This window comes from Pseudomonas sp. p99-361 (assembly GCF_003935475.1).
Taxonomy (GTDB): domain Bacteria; phylum Pseudomonadota; class Gammaproteobacteria; order Pseudomonadales; family Pseudomonadaceae; genus Aquipseudomonas; species Aquipseudomonas juntendi.
Genome location: NZ_RHQO01000017.1, coordinates 60,150 through 78,511, shown reverse-complemented (window position 1 = coordinate 78,511; position 18,362 = coordinate 60,150). Strand labels below are relative to the sequence as shown.

At 60.1% G+C, this 18,362-nt stretch carries 18 protein-coding genes, 2 tRNA genes and 1 pseudogene; 16 read left to right on the top strand and 5 right to left on the bottom strand.

Going from position 1 to position 18,362, the window contains the following annotated elements; all coding sequences use genetic code 11:
• Positions 1–137: 137 nt before the first annotated feature.
• Entirely contained in the window at positions 138–1,799 is a 1,662-nt protein-coding gene (locus tag EGJ22_RS10665; protein WP_047150101.1) for an OFA family MFS transporter, read from the bottom strand.
• Between the two features lie 252 nt (positions 1,800–2,051).
• On the opposite strand from EGJ22_RS10665, the gene EGJ22_RS10660 reads away from it, so the two are divergent.
• The 4 genes from EGJ22_RS10660 (at position 2,052) to EGJ22_RS10645 (ending at position 5,803) form a co-directional block, all read left to right on the top strand.
• Entirely contained in the window at positions 2,052–4,304 is a 2,253-nt protein-coding gene (locus tag EGJ22_RS10660) for an AsmA family protein (protein WP_029887654.1), read from the top strand.
• A complete protein-coding gene (gene mutY / locus EGJ22_RS10655) occupies positions 4,301–5,365 on the top strand; it encodes an A/G-specific adenine glycosylase (RefSeq protein WP_029887655.1) in 1,065 nt (354 codons plus the stop codon). Before EGJ22_RS10660 ends, mutY begins: the two co-directional genes overlap by 4 nt.
• Entirely contained in the window at positions 5,365–5,637 is a 273-nt protein-coding gene (locus tag EGJ22_RS10650; protein WP_009682876.1) for an oxidative damage protection protein, read from the top strand. Before mutY ends, EGJ22_RS10650 begins: the two co-directional genes overlap by 1 nt.
• A gap of 90 nt (positions 5,638–5,727) precedes the next feature.
• A tRNA-Phe gene (locus EGJ22_RS10645) sits at positions 5,728–5,803 on the top strand.
• Between the two features lie 135 nt (positions 5,804–5,938).
• Here the strand turns inward: EGJ22_RS10645 and EGJ22_RS10640 are convergent.
• Both EGJ22_RS10640 and EGJ22_RS10635 read right to left on the bottom strand, forming a co-directional pair.
• Complete coding sequence (locus tag EGJ22_RS10640; protein WP_029887656.1) at positions 5,939–6,241, bottom strand: addiction module antidote protein; 303 nt, start codon at positions 6,239–6,241, stop codon at positions 5,939–5,941.
• Positions 6,242–6,250: 9 nt separating this feature from the next.
• Positions 6,251–6,540 (bottom strand): annotated as a pseudogene (locus EGJ22_RS10635) (type II toxin-antitoxin system RelE/ParE family toxin).
• A 166-nt stretch (positions 6,541–6,706) separates the two neighbouring features.
• On the opposite strand from EGJ22_RS10635, the gene EGJ22_RS10630 reads away from it, so the two are divergent.
• The gene (locus EGJ22_RS10630) at positions 6,707–7,147 is read left to right on the top strand and encodes a hypothetical protein (protein WP_009682874.1); all 441 of its coding nucleotides are present in this window, start codon (positions 6,707–6,709) and stop codon (positions 7,145–7,147) included.
• 181 nt (positions 7,148–7,328) lie between these two features.
• On the opposite strand, the gene gabP is transcribed toward EGJ22_RS10630, so the two are convergent.
• Positions 7,329–8,714 carry a GABA permease gene (gabP, locus tag EGJ22_RS10625; protein WP_029887657.1) on the bottom strand — a complete coding sequence of 462 codons (1,386 nt, stop codon included), beginning with the start codon at positions 8,712–8,714 and terminating at the stop codon, positions 7,329–7,331.
• Positions 8,715–9,355: 641 nt separating this feature from the next.
• On the opposite strand from gabP, the gene EGJ22_RS10620 reads away from it, so the two are divergent.
• From EGJ22_RS10620 to EGJ22_RS10595, 5 genes are all read left to right on the top strand, one after another.
• Complete coding sequence (locus EGJ22_RS10620; protein ID WP_009682872.1) at positions 9,356–10,129, top strand: ABC transporter ATP-binding protein; 774 nt, start codon at positions 9,356–9,358, stop codon at positions 10,127–10,129.
• Between the two features lie 11 nt (positions 10,130–10,140).
• Entirely contained in the window at positions 10,141–10,893 is a 753-nt protein-coding gene (locus tag EGJ22_RS10615) for an ABC transporter substrate-binding protein (RefSeq protein ID WP_029887658.1), read from the top strand.
• Between the two features lie 53 nt (positions 10,894–10,946).
• A complete protein-coding gene (locus EGJ22_RS10610) occupies positions 10,947–11,639 on the top strand; it encodes an ABC transporter permease (protein WP_029887659.1) in 693 nt (230 codons plus the stop codon).
• Positions 11,639–12,328: an ABC transporter permease gene (locus tag EGJ22_RS10605; protein ID WP_009682869.1), complete on the top strand. Its 690-nt coding sequence runs from the start codon at positions 11,639–11,641 to the stop codon at positions 12,326–12,328. Before EGJ22_RS10610 ends, EGJ22_RS10605 begins: the two co-directional genes overlap by 1 nt.
• Before the next feature lie 128 nt (positions 12,329–12,456).
• Positions 12,457–13,662, top strand: coding sequence for a methyltransferase (locus tag EGJ22_RS10595; protein ID WP_064314553.1), 1,206 nt, complete (start codon positions 12,457–12,459; stop codon positions 13,660–13,662).
• Positions 13,663–13,892: 230 nt separating this feature from the next.
• Here EGJ22_RS10595 and EGJ22_RS10590 read toward each other — a convergent pair whose 3' ends face one another.
• Positions 13,893–14,168 (bottom strand): DUF3077 domain-containing protein, encoded by a 276-nt coding sequence (locus EGJ22_RS10590; protein WP_029885296.1) that lies wholly within the window; start codon positions 14,166–14,168, stop codon positions 13,893–13,895.
• Positions 14,169–14,667: 499 nt separating this feature from the next.
• Here EGJ22_RS10590 and EGJ22_RS10585 point away from each other — a divergent pair, with 499 nt between their 5' ends.
• From EGJ22_RS10585 to EGJ22_RS10560, 6 genes are all read left to right on the top strand, one after another.
• Positions 14,668–14,916 (top strand): hypothetical protein, encoded by a 249-nt coding sequence (locus tag EGJ22_RS10585; RefSeq protein WP_009682865.1) that lies wholly within the window; start codon positions 14,668–14,670, stop codon positions 14,914–14,916.
• 98 nt (positions 14,917–15,014) lie between these two features.
• Positions 15,015–15,090: transfer RNA gene (locus EGJ22_RS10580), tRNA-Thr, on the top strand.
• A gap of 88 nt (positions 15,091–15,178) precedes the next feature.
• Positions 15,179–15,757, top strand: coding sequence for a hypothetical protein (locus EGJ22_RS10575; RefSeq protein ID WP_029885297.1), 579 nt, complete (start codon positions 15,179–15,181; stop codon positions 15,755–15,757).
• A 1,047-nt stretch (positions 15,758–16,804) separates the two neighbouring features.
• Positions 16,805–17,041 (top strand): colicin E3/pyocin S6 family cytotoxin, encoded by a 237-nt coding sequence (locus EGJ22_RS10570; RefSeq protein ID WP_125920220.1) that lies wholly within the window; start codon positions 16,805–16,807, stop codon positions 17,039–17,041.
• Between the two features lie 9 nt (positions 17,042–17,050).
• Positions 17,051–17,362, top strand: a complete 312-nt coding sequence (locus tag EGJ22_RS10565) for a hypothetical protein (RefSeq protein WP_125920219.1) — start codon at positions 17,051–17,053, stop codon at positions 17,360–17,362.
• Positions 17,362–18,300 (top strand): ImmA/IrrE family metallo-endopeptidase, encoded by a 939-nt coding sequence (locus tag EGJ22_RS10560; protein ID WP_223809628.1) that lies wholly within the window; start codon positions 17,362–17,364, stop codon positions 18,298–18,300. Before EGJ22_RS10565 ends, EGJ22_RS10560 begins: the two co-directional genes overlap by 1 nt.
• Positions 18,301–18,362 lie beyond the last annotated feature (62 nt).

Here is an 18,362-nt window from a genome sequence, read left to right as displayed (position 1 = left end):
CGCGGGCGGCGCTCGCTCTAACAGGCGCTGCATACCTTGTGGCAAACACCTGTCAGCCCTGATGCGATCCCCGTGGGTGCTGGCTTGCCGGCGATAGGGCCGGTACAGCCGGCAAATTCAGCCGGCTGTACCACTCATCAATGGAACAGTACCGCCGTCTTCTGCAGGGTAATCCACACCCCCCAGGCCAACGGTACAACCACCACTGCCCAGGCCAACAGCACCAGTGGCAGGCTACCCGGCGCGGCTTTCCACTCCAGCGAGCGTGCGCCATCGGCGCCCTTGTCATGGCTCAACGCCCGCTCGGCCGCCAGCTCGGCATCGCTCATGAAGTGCTTGTCGGCAACCGGCCGAACCAGCATGTTGCAGATAAAGCCCAGCACCAGCAGCCCGGCAAGGATATACAGCGTCATGTCATAGGCTGCCGCGCGCTCTACCCCGGCTGCCAGCTGCGACTCGCGCAGGTAGGTGATCAGCACCGGCCCCAGCACCCCTGCAGCCGCCCAGGCGGTCAGCAGGCGCCCATGAATGGCACCGACCATCTGCGTACCGAACAGGTCGGCCAGGTACGCCGGCACCGTGGCGAAGCCACCGCCATACATCGACAGGATGATGCAGAACGCCGCCACGAACAGCGCCACATTGCCCAGGTGGCCCATGTTCGGCACCAGGCTGTACAAGCCCACGCCCAAGGCAAAGAAAGCGAAGTAGGTGTTCTTGCGCCCGATATAGTCGGAGAACGATGCCCAGAAGAACCGGCCACCGATGTTGAACAGGCTCAGCAGGCCGGTGAAGCCGGCGGCGATCGCGGCGATCTGCGCCAGCTGCGCGGCGTTCAGCTCGCTGAAGGTCAGCTCGTTGCCCAGCAGCTTGCCAGCGAACACTTCCTGCAGCAGCGGCGAAGCCATGCCGATGATACCGATGCCTGCAGACACGTTCAGGCACAGCACCAGCCAGATCAGCGCAAATTGCGGGGTTTTCCACGCCACGCTGACGTGCACGTGGCGGTCGGTGACCATGGTGTTGCCGGCTTTTTTCAGCGGCGCAGTCCAGCCTTCAGGCTTCCAGCCGGTGGGCGGCACGCGGTAGGCCAGGGCGCCAGCAGTCATGAACACGAAGTAGATCGCCGCCATGGCAACGAAGCTCTGCCACACCCCCACTTCCTGCGCGTTGCCAAAGTGGCCCATCAGTGCGGTGGCCAGTGGCGCACCGACCATGGCGCCGCCGCCAAAGCCCATGATGGCCATGCCGGTGGCCATGCCGCGCTTGTCCGGGAACCATTTGATCAGGGTCGACACCGGCGAGATATACCCCAGCCCCAGGCCGATACCGCCGATAACTCCAGAACCCAGCCACATCAGCCACAGTTGGTGGGTTTTGACCCCAATGGCCGAAATCAGCATGCCGCCACACCAGCACAGCGCCGATACCAGGCCGGCCTTGCGTGGGCCGGCGTGCTCCAGCCAGCCACCCAGCACGGCCGCCGAGCAGCCCAGGAAGACGAAGAACAGGGTGTAGATCCAGCTCAGCATGGAAATCGGCCAGTCGCATTCGGCGCTGAACAGGCGGGCCACGAAGCCCATGTCGGCCGCGCACGCCACTGGGGCGGTGATACCCAGGGCTTGCGACAGTGGCAGCCAGAACACCGAGAAGCCATAGGCCATGCCGATACACAGGTGAATGGCCAGGGCAGCTGGCGGAACCAGCCAACGGTTGAAGCCCGGGCGGGCGATGATGCGCTCCTTCGACAGAAAGCCTGGCGTACTCGCCGGGGCGCCCGTCGTGACGGTACTGGTCATGAACGTGATCCTTTTCTTATAGGGTGAGGGCAGGCAAAGCGGCGCAAGGTTAGCAGGATCGAGTCGCGTGAAAGCAATCTGATATCGTGTTTTTTTTGCTTGGCTGAATCGATCATGTCCCCCTTTTGAAGCCGTACTACCGACTAAAAGCGTAGGAAATATCCTGCATCTCTGGTCGAATACGCAGGGATATCCATGGCGGCGCTATACTCAGCCGCTTGAATTTCAAAATCGGACTACAAGGATTCGCCCATGAAAGCGTTCGGCAAAATCCTGGGACTGGGGCTTCTCGGGTTGCTGCTGATCATCGTGGCGCTGGGCTTCGCCCTGACCCACCTATTCGATCCCAACGACTATAAAGACGAGATTCGCCAACTGGCGCGCGACAAGGCACATGTCGAACTGACCCTCAACGGTGATATCGGCTGGAGCCTGTTCCCATGGCTGGGCCTGGAGCTGCACGAGGCCAGCATCGCCACCTTGGCCAAACCCAAAGAGCCGTTCGCCGACCTGCAGATGCTCGGCTTGTCGGTACGGGTACTGCCGCTGCTGCGCCGCGAGGTGCAAATGAGCGACGTGCGCGTCGAGGGCCTGAACCTGACCCTGGCCCGTGACGAACAAGGCCATGGCAACTGGGAAGACATTGGCAAGCCGCTGCCTGCGCAGCCTGGCACTGCCACCGACGCACCGGCCCAGGCCCAGGCCTCCTCCGAGCAGAAACCCGCGGCCGCCGACGGCAACGAACGCCCTGTCAAGCTGGACATCGACAGCCTGACCGTCAACAACGCCCGGGTGCAGTACACCGACGCCAAGACCGGCCAGAGCTACAGCGCCGAAAGCATCCAGCTGAGCACCGGCCCCGTGCATGAAGGCGCGAACATCCCGCTAAAGGCCAGTGCTTTTGTCAGTGCCAACCAGCCGAATATCAAAGCCCGCACCGAGCTGGCCGGCGAACTGCGCTTCGACCGCAAGCTCAAGCGCTACAACTTCGAGGACATGCGCCTGTCGGGCGAAACTTCGGGTGAACCGACCGGCGGCAAAACGGTGGCCTTCGTTGCCCAGGGCCAGCTGCTGGTCGACATGGCCGCCAACGTCGCGTCCTGGAACGGCCTGAAAGTCTCGGCCAACCAACTGCGCGCCCTGGGTGAACTGAACCTGCGCGACCTGGACAAGACCCCCCAGTTGAGCGGCGGCCTGTCCATTGCCCAGTTCGACCTGCGCACCTTCCTGGACGGCATCGGCCACCCGCTGCCGGCAACCAACGACCCGGCAGCCTTCGGCAAGCTGGAGCTGGTGACCCGCCTGCAAGGCACACCCAGCAGCCTGAGCCTGGATGACCTGGCGGTGAAGCTGGACGACAGCTCGTTCAGCGGCCGCGTCGCCATCGAAGACTTCGCCAAGCAAGCCCTGCGCCTGCAGCTGAAAGGCGACAGCTTCGACGCCGACCGCTACCTGCCAGCCAAGAGCGAACAAGCCAAAGGCGCCACGGCGGCGCGCCAGGCCGAGGTCAAGCAACAGGAAGCCAGCGCGGTTGCCGGTGCCGGCACCACACCGCTGCCCAACGCACCGACCCAGGTGGCCTGGAGCGATGACAAGCTGCTGCCGGTCGACCGCCTGCGTACGCTGGACCTGCAGGCCGAGCTGGCCTTTGGCTCGCTGACCCTCGACAAACTGCCGATCGTCGACGCCCAGCTCAAGGCCAGCGGCCAGGGCGGCCTTTTGACCCTGCAAACCCTGCGCGGCGGCCTGTATAACGGCACCTTCGACGCCAAGGGCACGGTCGATGTGCGCCCTGCCGTGCCACAACTGGGGGTCAGCACCCGCATCCAACGGGTGCCGGTGGAGCACTTCATCAAGGCCGACGGCAAGGAGCAGGCACCACCGGTCAAGGGCCTGCTGACCCTGACCAGTGATCTGACCGCCACCGGCAACAGCCAGAAGGCACTGGTAGACACGCTCAATGGCAGTGCAAACTTCACCATCAACGACGGTGTGCTGGTCAATGCCAACCTTGAGCAGCAACTGTGCCAGGCCATCGCCACCCTCAACCGCAAAACCCTCACCGGCGAGCCACGCGGCAAGGACACCCCGTTCCAGGAACTGCGTGGCAGCCTGGTGGTGCGCAATGGCGTTGCCAGCAACCCGGACCTCAAGGCACGCATCCCGGGCCTGACCGTGAACGGCCATGGCGACCTCGACCTGCGTGTACTGGGTATGGACTACAACATCGGCGTGATCGTAGAAGGCGACCAGCGTGCCATGCCGGACCCGGCCTGCCAGGTCAACGAGCGCTACGTGGGGGTTGAAGTACCGCTGCATTGCCGCGGCCCGCTGGAGCTGGGCGCCAAGGCCTGCCGCCTGGACCAGAACGGCCTGGGCAAGGTCGCAGCCAAGCTGGCCGGTGACCGCCTCAAAGACAAGATCGACGAAAAACTCGATGAAAAACTCGGAGACAAAGTGAGCCCGGAATTGAAAGACGCGCTCAAGGGGCTGTTCAAGCGATGACCCCCGAGCAGTTCTCCAGCGCTGTGCTGGACTGGTACGACAAACACGGCCGCCACGACCTGCCCTGGCAACAGGGCATAACCCCGTACCGGGTGTGGGTGTCGGAAATCATGTTGCAGCAAACCCAGGTCAGCACCGTACTGAACTACTTCGACCGCTTCATGCAGGCGCTGCCGACCGTGCAGGCGCTGGCAGAAGCGCCCGAAGACGAAGTGCTGCACCTGTGGACCGGGCTGGGTTACTACACCCGCGCCCGCAACCTGCAAAAAGCCGCGAAGATCGTCGTGGCGCAACATGGTGGCGAGTTCCCACGCAGTGTCGAGCAGCTCACCGAGCTGCCCGGTATCGGCCGCTCCACGGCCGGTGCCATCGCCAGCATCAGCATGGGCATCCGCGCGCCGATCCTCGACGGCAACGTCAAGCGCGTGCTGGCCCGCTTCACCGCCCAGGGCGGCTACCCGGGCGAACCGAAGGTGGCCAACCAGCTGTGGGCCACGGCCGAGCGTTTTACCCCGCAGCAGCGCGCCAACCACTACACCCAGGCCATGATGGACATGGGTGCCACGCTGTGCACGCGCAGCAAGCCCAGTTGCCTGATCTGCCCGCTGCAACGTGGCTGCGAAGCCCACCTGCACGGTGAAGAAACCCGCTACCCCGAACCCAAACCCCGCAAGGCGCTGCCACAGCGCCGCACGCTGATGCCACTGCTGGCCAACCACGAGGGCGCCATTCTGCTTTATCGGCGCCCGTCCAGCGGCCTGTGGGGTGGCTTGTGGAGCCTGCCAGAGCTGGACGACATCGCCCAACTCGACGACCTGGCCTACCAGCACGGTTTGCGCCTGGCCGGCAGCCAGGCCATGGATGGCCTGACCCACACCTTCAGCCACTTCCAGCTGGCGATCGAGCCCTGGCTGGTACGTGTCGCGCCGCTTGGCGAGCACGTGGCCGAGGCTGACTGGCTCTGGTATAACCTCGCCACCCCGCCGCGCCTGGGCCTTGCCGCCCCGGTGAAAAAACTGCTTAAGCGCGCGGCCGACGAACTGATTGCAGGAGATGCCTGATGACCCGCACCGTGATGTGCCGCAAATACCAAGAAGAACTGCCAGGCCTGGAACGCCCGCCCTACCCCGGCGCCAAGGGCCAGGACATCTTCGAACACATCTCGCAGAAAGCCTGGGCCGACTGGCAGAAGCACCAGACCATGCTGATCAACGAGAAGCGCCTGAACATGATGAACGCCGAGGACCGCAAATTCCTCCAGGCTGAAATGGACAAGTTTTTCGCCGGTGAGGAATACGCCCAGGCGGAAGGCTACGTGCCACCCTCGGAATGACCCCACGAACCGTAAGCGACGGAATTAATTTAAAATTTTTTTAAAAAGTCGTTGACGGCCCGGGAGAAAATCTATTTAATTCACCTCGTCGCCCAGATAGCTCAGTCGGTAGAGCAGAGGATTGAAAATCCTCGTGTCGGCGGTTCGACTCCGTCTCTGGGCACCACCTTCAAGCTTCTGGTGGTTGCAAAGTTACCCGAAGCGACAACAAGAAACCCGCCAAGTGCGGGTTTTTTGTTGTCTGCGGTTTTTGCTCAAGCTTTGGCAGCTAAAGCATTTCGCCGCCAAGGCCCCATAAGCTTTACCCCACTGAACGTGGCAGCACTTCGGCATGGAGCCGAACGCCAAGCGCCGCCATTACCTTCATGATGGTCGCCAGGCTCGGATTACCTTCAGCAGACAAGGCCTTGTACAACCCTTCCCGCGTGAGCCCAGTATCACGTGCCAACTGAGCCATACCACGAGCGCGAGCGATATCACCCAAGGCAGCAGCGAGCAGTGCAGGGTCGTTTTCCTCCAGACAGGCCTCAAGGTACAAGGCCATGTCCTCTTCAGTTTTCAAATGGTCCACAGCGTCCCATTTGGTCAGTTTGATGTTTGTCATGATGGTCTCCTAGAGGTCACGAGCCAGCTTGAGCGCAGATTTGATATCCCTGGCTTGGCTAGATTTGTCGCCACCTGCCAGAAGGATGATCACTTCATAACCTCGCTGAACGAAATACACCCGATAGCCCGGACCATAATCGACCCGAAGCTCGGACACCCCTCAGCAACTGGCTTACAGTCACCCTTCACTCCGAGCTCCAACCACCGCAACCGGGCGTTTATGCGAGCTTTCGCCCGCGGATCCCGCAGTGCTACGAACCACCTTCGGTAGGTTTCGGTCTGGATTAATGTATGCATGAAGGAAATGTAAACCACAGTTCACACTACAGACAATGTGTAGCTGTTTCAAACTGTTTGTGCGGGGGGTCCTGCCCTGCCCCCTCCCGCAGCTGCACTTGGGTTTCCTGGGCAACTGCGCTTCAATACGCGCACCTACCGAACACACCCAAGGATTCAAGCCCTCATGGCCACCCCTACCAAGCAACAAAAACGCGCCAAGCGTGCCGCCAGCAAGGCCAAGCAGAACCGCATGGTACGCAGCGGGCAGGCGGTCAAGGCCAGTGCCGGTGACAGCGCCAGCGTCGAGCAGGTGTACAACAAGGCGATGGAGTCGGGCAGCTACGACGCCATGTTCACCAAAATGAAGGAAGCACAGGAGAGCGGCGGCCTGGTGCCGATGATTTCGGTATTCCTGGTAGACCCGCTTCTGGCGCTGGTTCTCAAGGGGCACAAGGAAGAACACGCCACCGACTATATCGTGCTGGTGTTCACCGCCTACCGCGCGTGGCTCGACGGCGCCGATGAAGAGGCGACCATGGCCTGGCTGGAGAGCGATGAGTTCCAGGCGGCCTATGTAGCGGCCTCCGAGCTGGTGGCCAAGCAGCAGCAAAAACAGTTTGGTTGACAGGGCCATGTAGCCTGTACCGGCCTCTTCGCGGGCTCGCCCGCTCCCACAGGTCAAGCACAAGCTCGAAGGCAACGCCGCCCCTGTGGGAGCGGGCATGCCCGCGAAAGGGCCGGCCCAGGCAACAAAAAAGGCCGCGCCCCCTCTCAGGACGCGGCCTTTTCAGTGCAGCCAGCGTGGATCAGTTATCCAGCGCCACCCGCCCGGCAGCTTCACGCTTGCGGTGCACCAGCAAGCCAGCCGCCACCACACCAATGCTCAGCAGCGCCGTTGCGATAATCTCGGCACGGTGGTCCTCGCGCAGGGCCATCACCACCAGAATCGCCACGATGAAGGCAATGGTCGCCCAGGTCAGGCCCGGGAACAGCCACATCTTGAAGGTGATCTTCTCCCCACGGGCCTCACGCTGTGCGCGCATGCGCAGTTGCGACACGGCAATCACCAAGTACACCAGCAGCGCAATCGCACCCGAACTTGCCAGCAGGAACTCGAACACCTGGGCCGGGGCCACGAAGTTGGCGAACACGCACAGGAACGCTGCAGCCGTGGACAGCAATACCGCCACATGCGGCGTAGCGGCCTTGGTGGTGCGCTGGGCAACAGCCGGGGCATCACCGCGCTTGCTCAGCGAGAACAGCATGCGCGAAGAGGTGTACAGCGCCGAGTTCAGGCAACTGGTCACCGCAACCAGCACCACGATGTCGACGATCAACTTGGCATTCGGCACGCCGATGCGGCTGAGCACGGTCTGGTAGGAACCGGTTTCGGCCAGCGCCGGGTCGTTCCACGGCACCAGAGCCACCACCAGGAAGATCGACACCAGGTAGAACAGGCAGATACGCCAGATCACCGAATTGGTCGCGCGGCTGATCTGCTTGCCCGGGTCTTTCGATTCGGCAGCGGCGATAGTGACGATTTCCGTACCCATGAACGAGAACATGGTGGTGAGCATGGCCGCCAGCACAGCACCCAGGCCGTTCGGCATGAAGCCCTGGGTGTCGAACAGGTGGCTGGCACCGCTGACCTGGCTATTGGGCACAAAGCCGAACATGGCCGCGCAGCCCACAGCAATGAAGCCGATGATGGCCAGCACTTTCAACAGGGCGAACCAGAACTCGAACTCACCATAGTTCTTTACGCTGCACAGGTTGGTCAGGGTCAGCGCCAGGGTGATGACCAGGGAGAAGGCCCACAGGTCTACGGCAGGGAACCAGGCATGCAGAATGGCCGCAGCGGCGTTGGCCTCAAGCGGGATTACCAGCACCCAGAACCACCAGTACAGCCAGCCAATGGTGAAGCCGGCCCAGCGCCCGATGGCACGGTCGGCATAAGTAGAGAACGAACCGGTGTCAGGCGAGGCGACTGCCATTTCGCCCAGCATGCGCATTACCAGCACCACCAGCGTACCGGCGGCGGCATAGGCCAGCAGCACGGCCGGGCCGGCGGCCGCGATGGCGTGGCCAGAGCCTACGAACAGGCCAGCACCGATGACGCCAGCAATGGACAGCATGGTCACATGCCGTTGTTTGAGCCCCTGAGCGAGGTCATTGGAATTGTTACCGCTCATTGAAACTACCTTTGTAAGGAGTGGACCACTCCGACTGCGGTTACGGAGCGCGCCTGGGGTTGGTCTAGGCGTCGCTGCAATCGGCGGTTTCCTGCTGGCAATAAGCGCGCCAGGTGCGCACTGCATTCGTCAGAATGCTCGCAGGGCCTTGCACGGCGTGGTTTGGAGGGCATTCGGCCAGTAAGTGACCAAAAGGCCGTTAACAAGGCAGATTACTGAAATACCCACTTACAAACGCACCAAAGGTGCCCCTCGGTAACACCCGTGCACCGCTGCAATGCAAAAAAGTGCAACCCACAGGTACAACCAGGAATGCCGGATGGGTCTTCGCGGTCAAACCCGCGGCTGCGAGGGGCGCGCAACCTGGAACATCGGGTTTACCGGCGAATGGTCTAAAACCGCTTCCATGAGCTGGCCAAAGCTGGCACCATCGCGCCTTTTTTCATCAAGGCACTGGTGCTGGGCGACACCTTCGCAGACATCTGCGCGACGTTACGCTGTAGCGATGCGACAAACTGCCCCACCAGCGCCCACAGTCCCCGGCGACCCTGTTGGCCGTCATAATGCCGCTATGCTAGCTTGGCGCACGCCAGGAAGGCCGCCAACAGCTGGGAACGCACCCGTACACATGAGGACCGCACATGGCTCAGGCCACGCCCGCGCTGGAAATCCGCAATCTGCACAAACGCTACGGCGAGCAGGAAATTCTCAAGGGTATTTCGCTGACCGCTCGCGACGGTGACGTGATCTCCATCCTGGGGTCGTCAGGCTCCGGCAAGTCCACCCTGCTGCGCTGCATCAACCTGCTCGAAAACCCGCACCAGGGCGAAATCCTGGTCGCTGGCGAAAGCCTCAAGCTCAAGGCCGCCAAAAACGGCGACCTAATCGCCGCCGACAACCGCCAGATCAACCGCCTGCGCAGCGAAATCGGCTTTGTCTTCCAGAACTTCAACCTGTGGCCGCACATGTCGATCCTCGACAACATCATCGAGGCGCCACGCCGTGTACTCGGCCAAAGCAAGGCCGAGGCTGTAGAAGCCGCCGAAGCGCTGCTGAACAAGGTCGGCATCTACGACAAACGCCACAGCTACCCCGCCCAGCTTTCCGGTGGCCAGCAACAGCGCGCCGCCATTGCCCGTACCCTGGCCATGAAGCCCAAAGTCATCCTGTTCGACGAGCCAACCTCGGCGCTCGATCCGGAAATGGTCCAGGAAGTGCTTAACGTTATCCGCGCACTGGCCGAAGAAGGCCGTACCATGCTGCTGGTGACGCACGAGATGAGCTTCGCCCGCCATGTGTCCAGTGAAGTCGTCTTCCTGCACCAGGGCCTGGTAGAAGAGCAGGGATCGCCGCAACAGGTCTTCGAAAACCCGACCTCGGCGCGTTGCAAGCAATTCATGTCCAGCCACCGCTAACGGAGCAATACATGCACACCTACAAGAAGTTTCTCCTGGCAGCTGCTGCCACGCTGGTGATGTCGGCGAACGCCATGGCCGCAGAAAAACTGCGCATGGGTATCGAAGCCGCCTACCCACCGTTCAACAACAAGGATGCCAGCGGTAATGTGATCGGCTTCGACAAGGACATCGGCGACGCCCTGTGCGCCAAGATGAAGGTCGAGTGCTCGGTCGTGACCTCCGACTGGGACGGTATCATTCCGGCCCTCAACGCCAAGAAGTTCGACTTCCTGGTGTCGTCGTTGTCGATTACCGACGAGCGCAAGCAGGCTGTCGACTTCACCGACCCGTACTACTCCAACAAGCTGCAGTTCATCGCACCGAAGAACGTCGACTTCAAGACCGACAAGGCCTCGCTCAAAGGCAAGGTCATCGGCACCCAGCGCGCCACCCTGGCCGGCACCTACCTTGAAGACAACTACCCGGGCGTAGACGTCAAACTCTACGACACCCAGGAAAACGCCTACCTGGACCTGGTGTCCGGCCGCATCGACGGCATCCTGGCCGACAAGTACGTGCAGTACGAGTGGCTGAAAAGCAAAGACGGCTCCAACTTCGAGTTCAAGGGCGAGCCGGTGATGGACAGCGACAAGATCGGCATTGCCGTGCGCAAGGGTGACACCCAGCTGCGCGACAACCTGAACAAGGCCCTGGCAGAAATCAAGGCCGACGGCACGTACAAGAAGATCAACGACAAGTACTTCCCGTTCAGCATCGAATGACCCGCCCTGACCTGCGCGCCCCGCGGCGCGCAAGTCCCTAGAATGACCTGCCCATGAATATCGACCTGCACGGATTCGGTCCGGCCATGATGGCCGGCACCCTGATGACCGTAAAACTGGCGCTATGCGCCTTGCTGCTGGGCCTGGTTTTGGGCCTGCTTGGCGCCCTGGCCAAGACCTCTTCGATCAAGCCGCTGCAATGGCTTGGCGGTTTCTATTCGACCCTGGTGCGCGGCGTGCCCGAGCTGCTGTGGGTACTGCTTATCTATTTCGGCACCGTCGGGCTGATGAACACCCTCGGCGAAGCCCTGAACATGCCGGGCCTTGAGCTCAGCGCCTTCGCTGCGGGGGTGATTGCCCTGGGCCTGTGCTTCGGCGCCTACGCCACCGAAGTGTTCCGCGGGGCGATCCTGGCGATCCCCAAGGGCCACCGTGAAGCCGGCCTGGCGCTGGGCCTGTCCAAAGGCCGCATCCTGTCGCGGATCATTTTGCCGCAAATGTGGCGCATCGCCCTGCCCGGCCTAGGCAACCTGTTCATGATCCTGATGAAAGACACCGCCCTGGTGTCGGTGATCGGCCTGGAAGAAATCATGCGCCACGCGCAAATCGGCGTGACCGTGACCAAGGCACCGTTCACCTTCTACATGGTCGCGGCCTGCATCTACCTGAGCTTGACGATCATCGCCATGACCGGCATGTACTTCCTGGAAAAACGCGCCGCTCGCGGCTTTGCGAGGGCCGAATAATGAACTGGGAAGTCATCTTCAAATGGCTGCCACGCCTGGCTGAAGGCGCCGTGCTGACGTTGGAGCTGGTGGCCATTGCGGTGGTTGCCGGGTTGATCCTGGCCATCCCGCTGGGCATCGCCCGTTCCTCGCGCCACTGGTATGTGCGCGCCGTGCCGTTCAGCTATATCTTCTTCTTCCGTGGCACGCCGCTGCTGGTGCAGCTGTTCCTGGTGTACTACGGCCTGGCGCAGTTCGATGCCGTGCGCTCCAGCGCGCTGTGGCCGTACCTGCGCGATCCGTTCTGGTGCACGGTGCTGACCATGACCCTGCACACGGCGGCCTATATTGCCGAGATCCTGCGTGGCGCCCTGCAATCGATACCCAAGGGCGAGATCGAGGCCGCACGGGCCCTGGGCATGTCGCGGGGCAAAACGCTGTTCTACATCATGCTGCCGCGCGCCGCGCGCATCGGCCTGCCGGCGTACAGCAACGAAGTGATCCTGATGCTCAAGGCCAGTGCCCTGGCCAGTACCGTGACCCTGCTGGAACTGACCGGCATGGCCCGCACCATCATCGCGCGCACCTACCTGCCAGTGGAGATATTCTTCGCGGCCGGGGTGTTCTACCTGGCGATCTCGTTCTTGCTGGTGCAGGGCTTCAAGCTGCTGGAGCGCTGGCTGCGCGTGGATGCCAGCCAGGGCCGTTGATCGCTCACCGACTGCTTCGCGGGCACGCCCGCTCCCACAAGGTATAGCGCCATATTCAAGGCCGGCGCTGTACTTGTGGGAGCGGGCGCGCCCGCGAAGAGGCCCCTAAAACCTACACACATCTACCCATGGCCAACTACCTCCACAGCGACCAGCTGAGCACCCGCTTCCAGGCCCTCGACCAGTTCCTGATCGAGCACCAACAGCTGTGGAAACCGCGCCCCTTCACCACCCTGCAACTGGACTGGGAAACCACCCACCCCGAGCTCGCCGCCCACTTGCGCAAGTCCTCCCTGGCAGATGCAGAACACTCCGACGCTGCCGATTTGTTGCCGGCCCCGTTCCCGCAACTGGCCCGGCAAGCTGAACAGCTATCCGCCCTGGGCAACCTCCCGGCAACCGACCTGCGCCCCGCCGCCCACCGCTTGGACGTAGCGGTCCCCGGCCGCAAGTGGCAGCAGATCGAAGCCTTCGCCAGCCACCTGGCCTTCCGCAACCAGCCCCGCCACTGGCTGGACTGGTGCTCGGGCAAAGGCCACCTCGGCCGCCGCCTGCTGCAACCTGGCCAGCAGCTGACCTGCCTGGAATACGATGCCGAACTGGTCGCCGCTGGCCAAGCCCTGAGTGCGCACCATCACCTGCCAGCCGTACACGTACACCAGGACGTGATGGCCGGCGACAGCGCCCGTCACCTTGACGGTGCAAAAAGCGTGGTTGCCCTGCACGCCTGTGGCGACCTGCATGTACGCCTGTTGCAGCTGGCCAGCCAGCAAGGTTGCCTACAACTGGCCGTGGCGCCGTGCTGCTACAACCGGATCGCGCTGCAGCAGTACCAGGCGTTATCCACAGCCGCGCAAGCCTCCCGCCTGCAACTGTCGCTGGACGACCTTGGCCTGCCCCTGAGCGAAACCGTGACAGCCGGCGCCCGCGTGCGGCGCCAGCGCGACGCCTCCATGGCCCGCCGCCTCGGTTTCGACTTGCTGCAACGCCAGCAGCGGCAACATGACGAATACCTGCCCACACCTTCCCTGCCAGTGGCCTGGCTGGAGAAACCCTTCGAGCACTACTGCCGTGACCTGGCGCAGCTCAAAAACCTGCCGCTAAGCGGCAACCCTGATTGGGCAGCGCTGGAAGCCGCAGGCTGGCAACGCCTGGCCGAGGTACGCAACCTGGAGCGGGTGCGTAACCTGTTCCGCCGGCCGTTGGAGCTGTGGCTGGTGCTTGATCGCGCCCTCTTCCTGAAAGAGCAAGGTTTCGACGTGCGGCTGGGGCTTTTCTGCGACTATCCACTGACCCCACGCAACCTGTTGATCCTCGCTGAACGCGACCGTTAGCCGCAGCGCAACCTGTGGATAACTCTGTGAACAAGCTTGTGATTACCTGTTGGAGCCAAGCGCTATTTCAAACGCTTGGCTTATTCCGCCGCGCACCTGCAGCCCAGCAAAAACAGGCATTTGCGCAAAGACAAGCGGTGTAGCGATGCGGCATGGCTTTCGCTGAAGCTGCGAATGCCACTTGTGCATAAACATTTCTTGTGGTTAGCACAGGGAGGGTTTGCGGGGCCCTAGTGCGCCTTGTTCTTGGCGATCTCGATATCGTTCATCAGCGCCTTGGCCATGTCGCACAGGTAATCGGCAGCACCCAGGAATTTATGGTCGTCTTCCATATCGCCCTCACGGACCAAGTGCTTGATGTAGCCCATCAGGATGGAGACATGCTCATAGGCGGCATCGACCGGGATACCGGGCTCTACGCGGAGCAGATTGAGGGAGGGGTTGCCGGCGGGGAGGAAGGTTTCTACGCCTGCGGTGGTGATGGGGTCAGTAATTTCTTTCTTCATGGCAAAACCTTATTCGGGGAAAAGGGACTGCCAAAAATCTTTCTCACGGATTTCAGGTGGCAGCCGTACGCGGGGTGAGAAACCGGTCGAATAAGGAAGCCCGGCCAGACCGAAGTCTGCCCACGTACGGCCGCCATAAAGGGGTAGCGCATTATTCGAAGCAGGGTTCTCACACCCGGTCGCCTGAGCGACCCGGAAACGTTATCCGTGAGCCATTTCCCCGACAACAGCGATACTTCGGCGGCGCGCGTAGGATACGTCTGAAGCCTACAGATCCTGAAGCCTTCAGGTCCCAGGTTCAGAATTTTCGTACCTGCAGGCTAATCGATAAGTGTAGGAGCGGGTTCACCGCGAAGAGGCCCTCCCAGGCAATCCCATGCTAAATCCACCCTCATCGGTGTATCATCCGCGCCCCAAATCATTAAAAAGTGAATCGCGCGCTGCCCAGCGGCCCTGCGATCTTCTGGCATTGCGCCAGATTCGACATTGGACCCACCCCATGCCACTAACCAAGCCCCTCGCCCTGCTCAGCTTCGCCCTGGCCCTGACCGCCTGCTCCCAACACCCAGCGTCGCACCCCAGCGACAACCTGGGCTGGAACCACCCCGGCATGCAGCTGGGCGGTGACAACGGCCTGCCCATGCGCACCGAAAGCCCCTGCCGCAAGCGCGGCTGCGACAACGACAAGCTGTTTTTCAACCCAGGTAAAAGCGAGCCAAGCGTCACCACCCTGCACCGCGGCTGGTAAGAAATTTCTTCTTTTGGGTCGGTGACTTAGCTCTTTTGCGAACAATCGCAACGAAGTGGTTTACAGGCGCCAACCGATCGCTATAATGACGCCCCATTGCCGGTATAGCTCAGATGGTAGAGCAACTGACTTGTAATCAGTAGGTCCCGGGTTCGATTCCTGGTGCCGGCACCATACAAATCAAGGGGTTGCAGCGATGCAGGCCCTTTTTTTTTGCCTCAAGCGTAACAAGGGACGTAACAGCGGCGGTTCTGGAGCCCCCATGGATTGGATGCAATTTGTCGCCGCTCTTACCTCTTCACTCGCTTGGCCGCTGGCGGTGGTAGTCCTTGGGTTCGCGTTTAGAGGTGCTCTAATCGAGCTGCTGGATAAAATTCGTACTCTCAAGTACGGCGACTGGCAGATTGACCTGGAGCAACAGCTGAAGAAGGTCGAAGCAGGCCTGGCGGAAAGTACAGTCGCCACCGCATCAGAACCTCCCTCAGAAGAAGCAGTAGAGCTGGCAACGATCTCACCTGACCTGGTCATGCTGCAGGCGTGGTTCGAGGTAGAACGAGCGTTGGACTCAGTGATCCTCAGATTGGGGTGGAAGCTCGCACCGCAGAACAACCGCCCCATCACCAAGATGTGGCTATTGCGAGAGCGGCGACTGATTGACGAACTGACGTACTCCACTTTTGTTCGCCTGATGAAGGTTCGCAACCAGGTTGCACATGTTCAAGGGCTTCCGCTGAGACAAGAAGACGCGCTGTCGATGTCCAGCTCATGCGCCTGGTTGGTGGAGCGACTCGAGTCTGTGGATGCGTCGGCAGACACAGGTGATGCACCGAGCGGGGTGTAAACCAGCCTTCGGATAGCGGCCTGAAGGTTTGATGTTGACCCATCGGAAAAAGGTTAGGTCGGTTAGGATTTCTGCGAACAGGCTGTATCCATCTCCACTTCTGGCTTACAGAAGACCTCTAAAAGTTAGGTTCTGGTTAAGTAATAGTAATTTTCTTACCTTTACCTATAGTCAGTTTCTGAAAAATAAAAACCTTTAAAATCAGTGGCTTGAGAATCCATAACCTCAAACCTAACCATTCCTAACCATCAAAAGTTAGCTGCCAACCCCAGCAATTCCGGGCACCTCAGCCCAGCCCAAGCCCTCCCCACGAAAACTTACCTTTTTCCCACGCCCCCCCCCAGAACGAGACGGGACAGCTCCCACTTCGCCACCAAAACACACCCTGCTGCAGGGATTCGCAGAACGCCCACACGCCCCACTACCTGACCAAGCCCAGATACTGGGCGGCTTGACCCTGGCTGCAGGGGCGCAGAAATTCCGACACGTTTAGCCCGCAGGCGTGGCGGGGGGACGAGGGCGCGCGCCGGGGTTAAACTGATCTCGACGATCACCAGCGCTGGAGAACTCATGAATGTGAAGAATGGCGTGTACCGATTGGTAAGCGGAAATGGAGGAGGATTTCATGTCGAGGTCCGGAATGGTCTCATCCTACCCATGGATCCCGGAGGCGCTGTGCTCGGAGTGATTCGGGTTGCGGAACGTACATTCACCTTGAACAGATGGGACGAGGCTTTGACTATCAATCGCGACCAGACACTGCAGCACGGTTCGAATCGCTACGCCTTTACAGTTGAGACATAATCGCGTCTGGATGCATTGACCCGGCTTTACCCGATACTTCCCGACCAGGTATCGGGGTGGGCCTCACTGGTCAATTCCCTCCTTCGCCCCCTCTTAGTGTTCTCGCTTCCTCCCCAAAGCGGCTGGAATGCAGAACTCGCCAGCTCCAGGTGTTACAGACAATCGGTGCTTTATCAGATAGCATTCTGCCAAACGGCTCCGCGGACGAACGGAGCAAGGCGAGCAGAAGGCGAAGGAGCTCCGATGGGCGGCATCGCACGACCTAGGCCTTCCATTGTCGACAGCTTTAAGAAGCACAAGGTCGAAGGTGGTAGGCAGTACTATTTTGATCCCAATGAACAGCGCTATTATTCTTGGGACTCCCTCCACGGGGAGTTCGAAGTGTTTGATAAGCGCGGTTACCACTTGGGCTCGGTATGTCCTAAAACGGGGATAACCTTGAAACCACCCGTCAGAGGACGGCGGTTTAACCCAAACTAGGGGATTGACATGAGCTTTGTAAAACTTTGCCTTAGTGGCGATGTATTGACCGATGAAGTAGATGACTTCGTCGAGGACTGGCACGAAGGTCGAAAGGGTCTCGATCAGGAGCTGCACGAATATCTCGGCATGACCTGGGAAGAATATTCAGCCTGGTCCACGAACCCGTCTCTGCTTCCCTATATTCTATCGGCAAGAAAGCACGGAATAAGCTTTGAAGAAGAGTTGAACAGAGATAGATACGCTCTGGCTGCTCGCGCATCGTCACCATTAGAAGCAAAGCGCATCATAGAGTGGTTGAAGGACGAGGAAGGCAGTTGATGTTTCCAGAAGAACGGATGGCTGCAAGAGTACTTAAACGCAAAAATCTGACTCCGCCATACGACCTTCTGGATTTGGCAGAGAGTTTTGGAGAGGTGCGTTATCGAAGCTTCCCTTTCAAAGCCGACGGCATAACGGTAGGAATTGGCGAGCAGGATCGCCCGACTATTTACATTAATAGCGACTACCCTGAGACGAGACAATGTTTCACGTTAGCCCATGAGATTGGGCATATTGTGATCCCTTGGCACACCGGAACTGTTGTATCGCATCTGAATCCTGGATCCGACGACCAAGATTATTACGTGATGGAGCAAGAAGCCAATAGATTCGCCGCTGAACTATTGATGCCAACTGATTGGTTGAAATCATTATTTAGTGAATGTGCATCGATTGAGAGTTTTTTCAGAAAAGTCTTAGCTCTGACCGGAGCGTCAAAAGAGGCTGTTTTTTACAAGATATTCAAAGACTTGGATGCACCGATAGCTTGTGCTCGCCTTAATGAAGCTGATGGCGCCATTTCTCAAACAAAGCGCACCAGATTCGCTCCGCATGATGACAGAAGTTCCTATCCTCGCCGCTTGTATAAAGATATAGATCACGAATACGAAGAGTTTTCTGTGGACGGAATGTCCTTTTGTTCTTGGTCATTCAAAGGCAAGGAAATAATTGAGCTTGACACTCGCCCATGGCGAGAAGTGCTTAATCAAATCCTCGACGACACGAATCTAAGACCTAAGCTGGGAAGTATTAATGCAATCATGTCGGCAGCATTTGACAAGAACAAACATCTGGCCGAGCACGATATATGCGGGGGCGTGCTGAGATCATTCAGATCTCGGAGCGAACTTCCGGGATTCAAAGACCACGCGCTCTTCGAACAGTATGTGATCAAGCGTGTAAAAGAGCTAATGTTGCGAGCCCAGCAAAAGAAATAATTTCTTAGAATGTAATACGGCAGTCTCAGATGCTGACGAAGAGCCGCCTCGATGGGCGGCTT

Coding starts and splice junctions, on each gene's coding strand:
- EGJ22_RS10565 (WP_125920219.1), top strand. CDS start 17,051: ATGAGCTTTGTAAAACTTTGCCTTAGTGGCGATGTATTGACCGATGAA.
- EGJ22_RS10590 (WP_029885296.1), bottom strand. CDS start 14,168: ATGAAGAAAGAAATTACTGACCCCATCACCACCGCAGGCGTAGAAACC.
- EGJ22_RS10605 (WP_009682869.1), top strand. CDS start 11,639: ATGAACTGGGAAGTCATCTTCAAATGGCTGCCACGCCTGGCTGAAGGC.
- EGJ22_RS10630 (WP_009682874.1), top strand. CDS start 6,707: ATGGCCACCCCTACCAAGCAACAAAAACGCGCCAAGCGTGCCGCCAGC.
- EGJ22_RS10585 (WP_009682865.1), top strand. CDS start 14,668: ATGCCACTAACCAAGCCCCTCGCCCTGCTCAGCTTCGCCCTGGCCCTG.
- EGJ22_RS10570 (WP_125920220.1), top strand. CDS start 16,805: ATGGGCGGCATCGCACGACCTAGGCCTTCCATTGTCGACAGCTTTAAG.
- gabP (WP_029887657.1), bottom strand. CDS start 8,714: ATGAGCGGTAACAATTCCAATGACCTCGCTCAGGGGCTCAAACAACGG.
- EGJ22_RS10640 (WP_029887656.1), bottom strand. CDS start 6,241: ATGACAAACATCAAACTGACCAAATGGGACGCTGTGGACCATTTGAAA.
- EGJ22_RS10610 (WP_029887659.1), top strand. CDS start 10,947: ATGAATATCGACCTGCACGGATTCGGTCCGGCCATGATGGCCGGCACC.
- EGJ22_RS10560 (WP_223809628.1), top strand. CDS start 17,362: ATGTTTCCAGAAGAACGGATGGCTGCAAGAGTACTTAAACGCAAAAAT.
- mutY (WP_029887655.1), top strand. CDS start 4,301: ATGACCCCCGAGCAGTTCTCCAGCGCTGTGCTGGACTGGTACGACAAA.
- EGJ22_RS10665 (WP_047150101.1), bottom strand. CDS start 1,799: ATGACCAGTACCGTCACGACGGGCGCCCCGGCGAGTACGCCAGGCTTT.
- EGJ22_RS10615 (WP_029887658.1), top strand. CDS start 10,141: ATGCACACCTACAAGAAGTTTCTCCTGGCAGCTGCTGCCACGCTGGTG.
- EGJ22_RS10650 (WP_009682876.1), top strand. CDS start 5,365: ATGACCCGCACCGTGATGTGCCGCAAATACCAAGAAGAACTGCCAGGC.
- EGJ22_RS10620 (WP_009682872.1), top strand. CDS start 9,356: ATGGCTCAGGCCACGCCCGCGCTGGAAATCCGCAATCTGCACAAACGC.
- EGJ22_RS10595 (WP_064314553.1), top strand. CDS start 12,457: ATGGCCAACTACCTCCACAGCGACCAGCTGAGCACCCGCTTCCAGGCC.
- EGJ22_RS10660 (WP_029887654.1), top strand. CDS start 2,052: ATGAAAGCGTTCGGCAAAATCCTGGGACTGGGGCTTCTCGGGTTGCTG.
- EGJ22_RS10575 (WP_029885297.1), top strand. CDS start 15,179: ATGGATTGGATGCAATTTGTCGCCGCTCTTACCTCTTCACTCGCTTGG.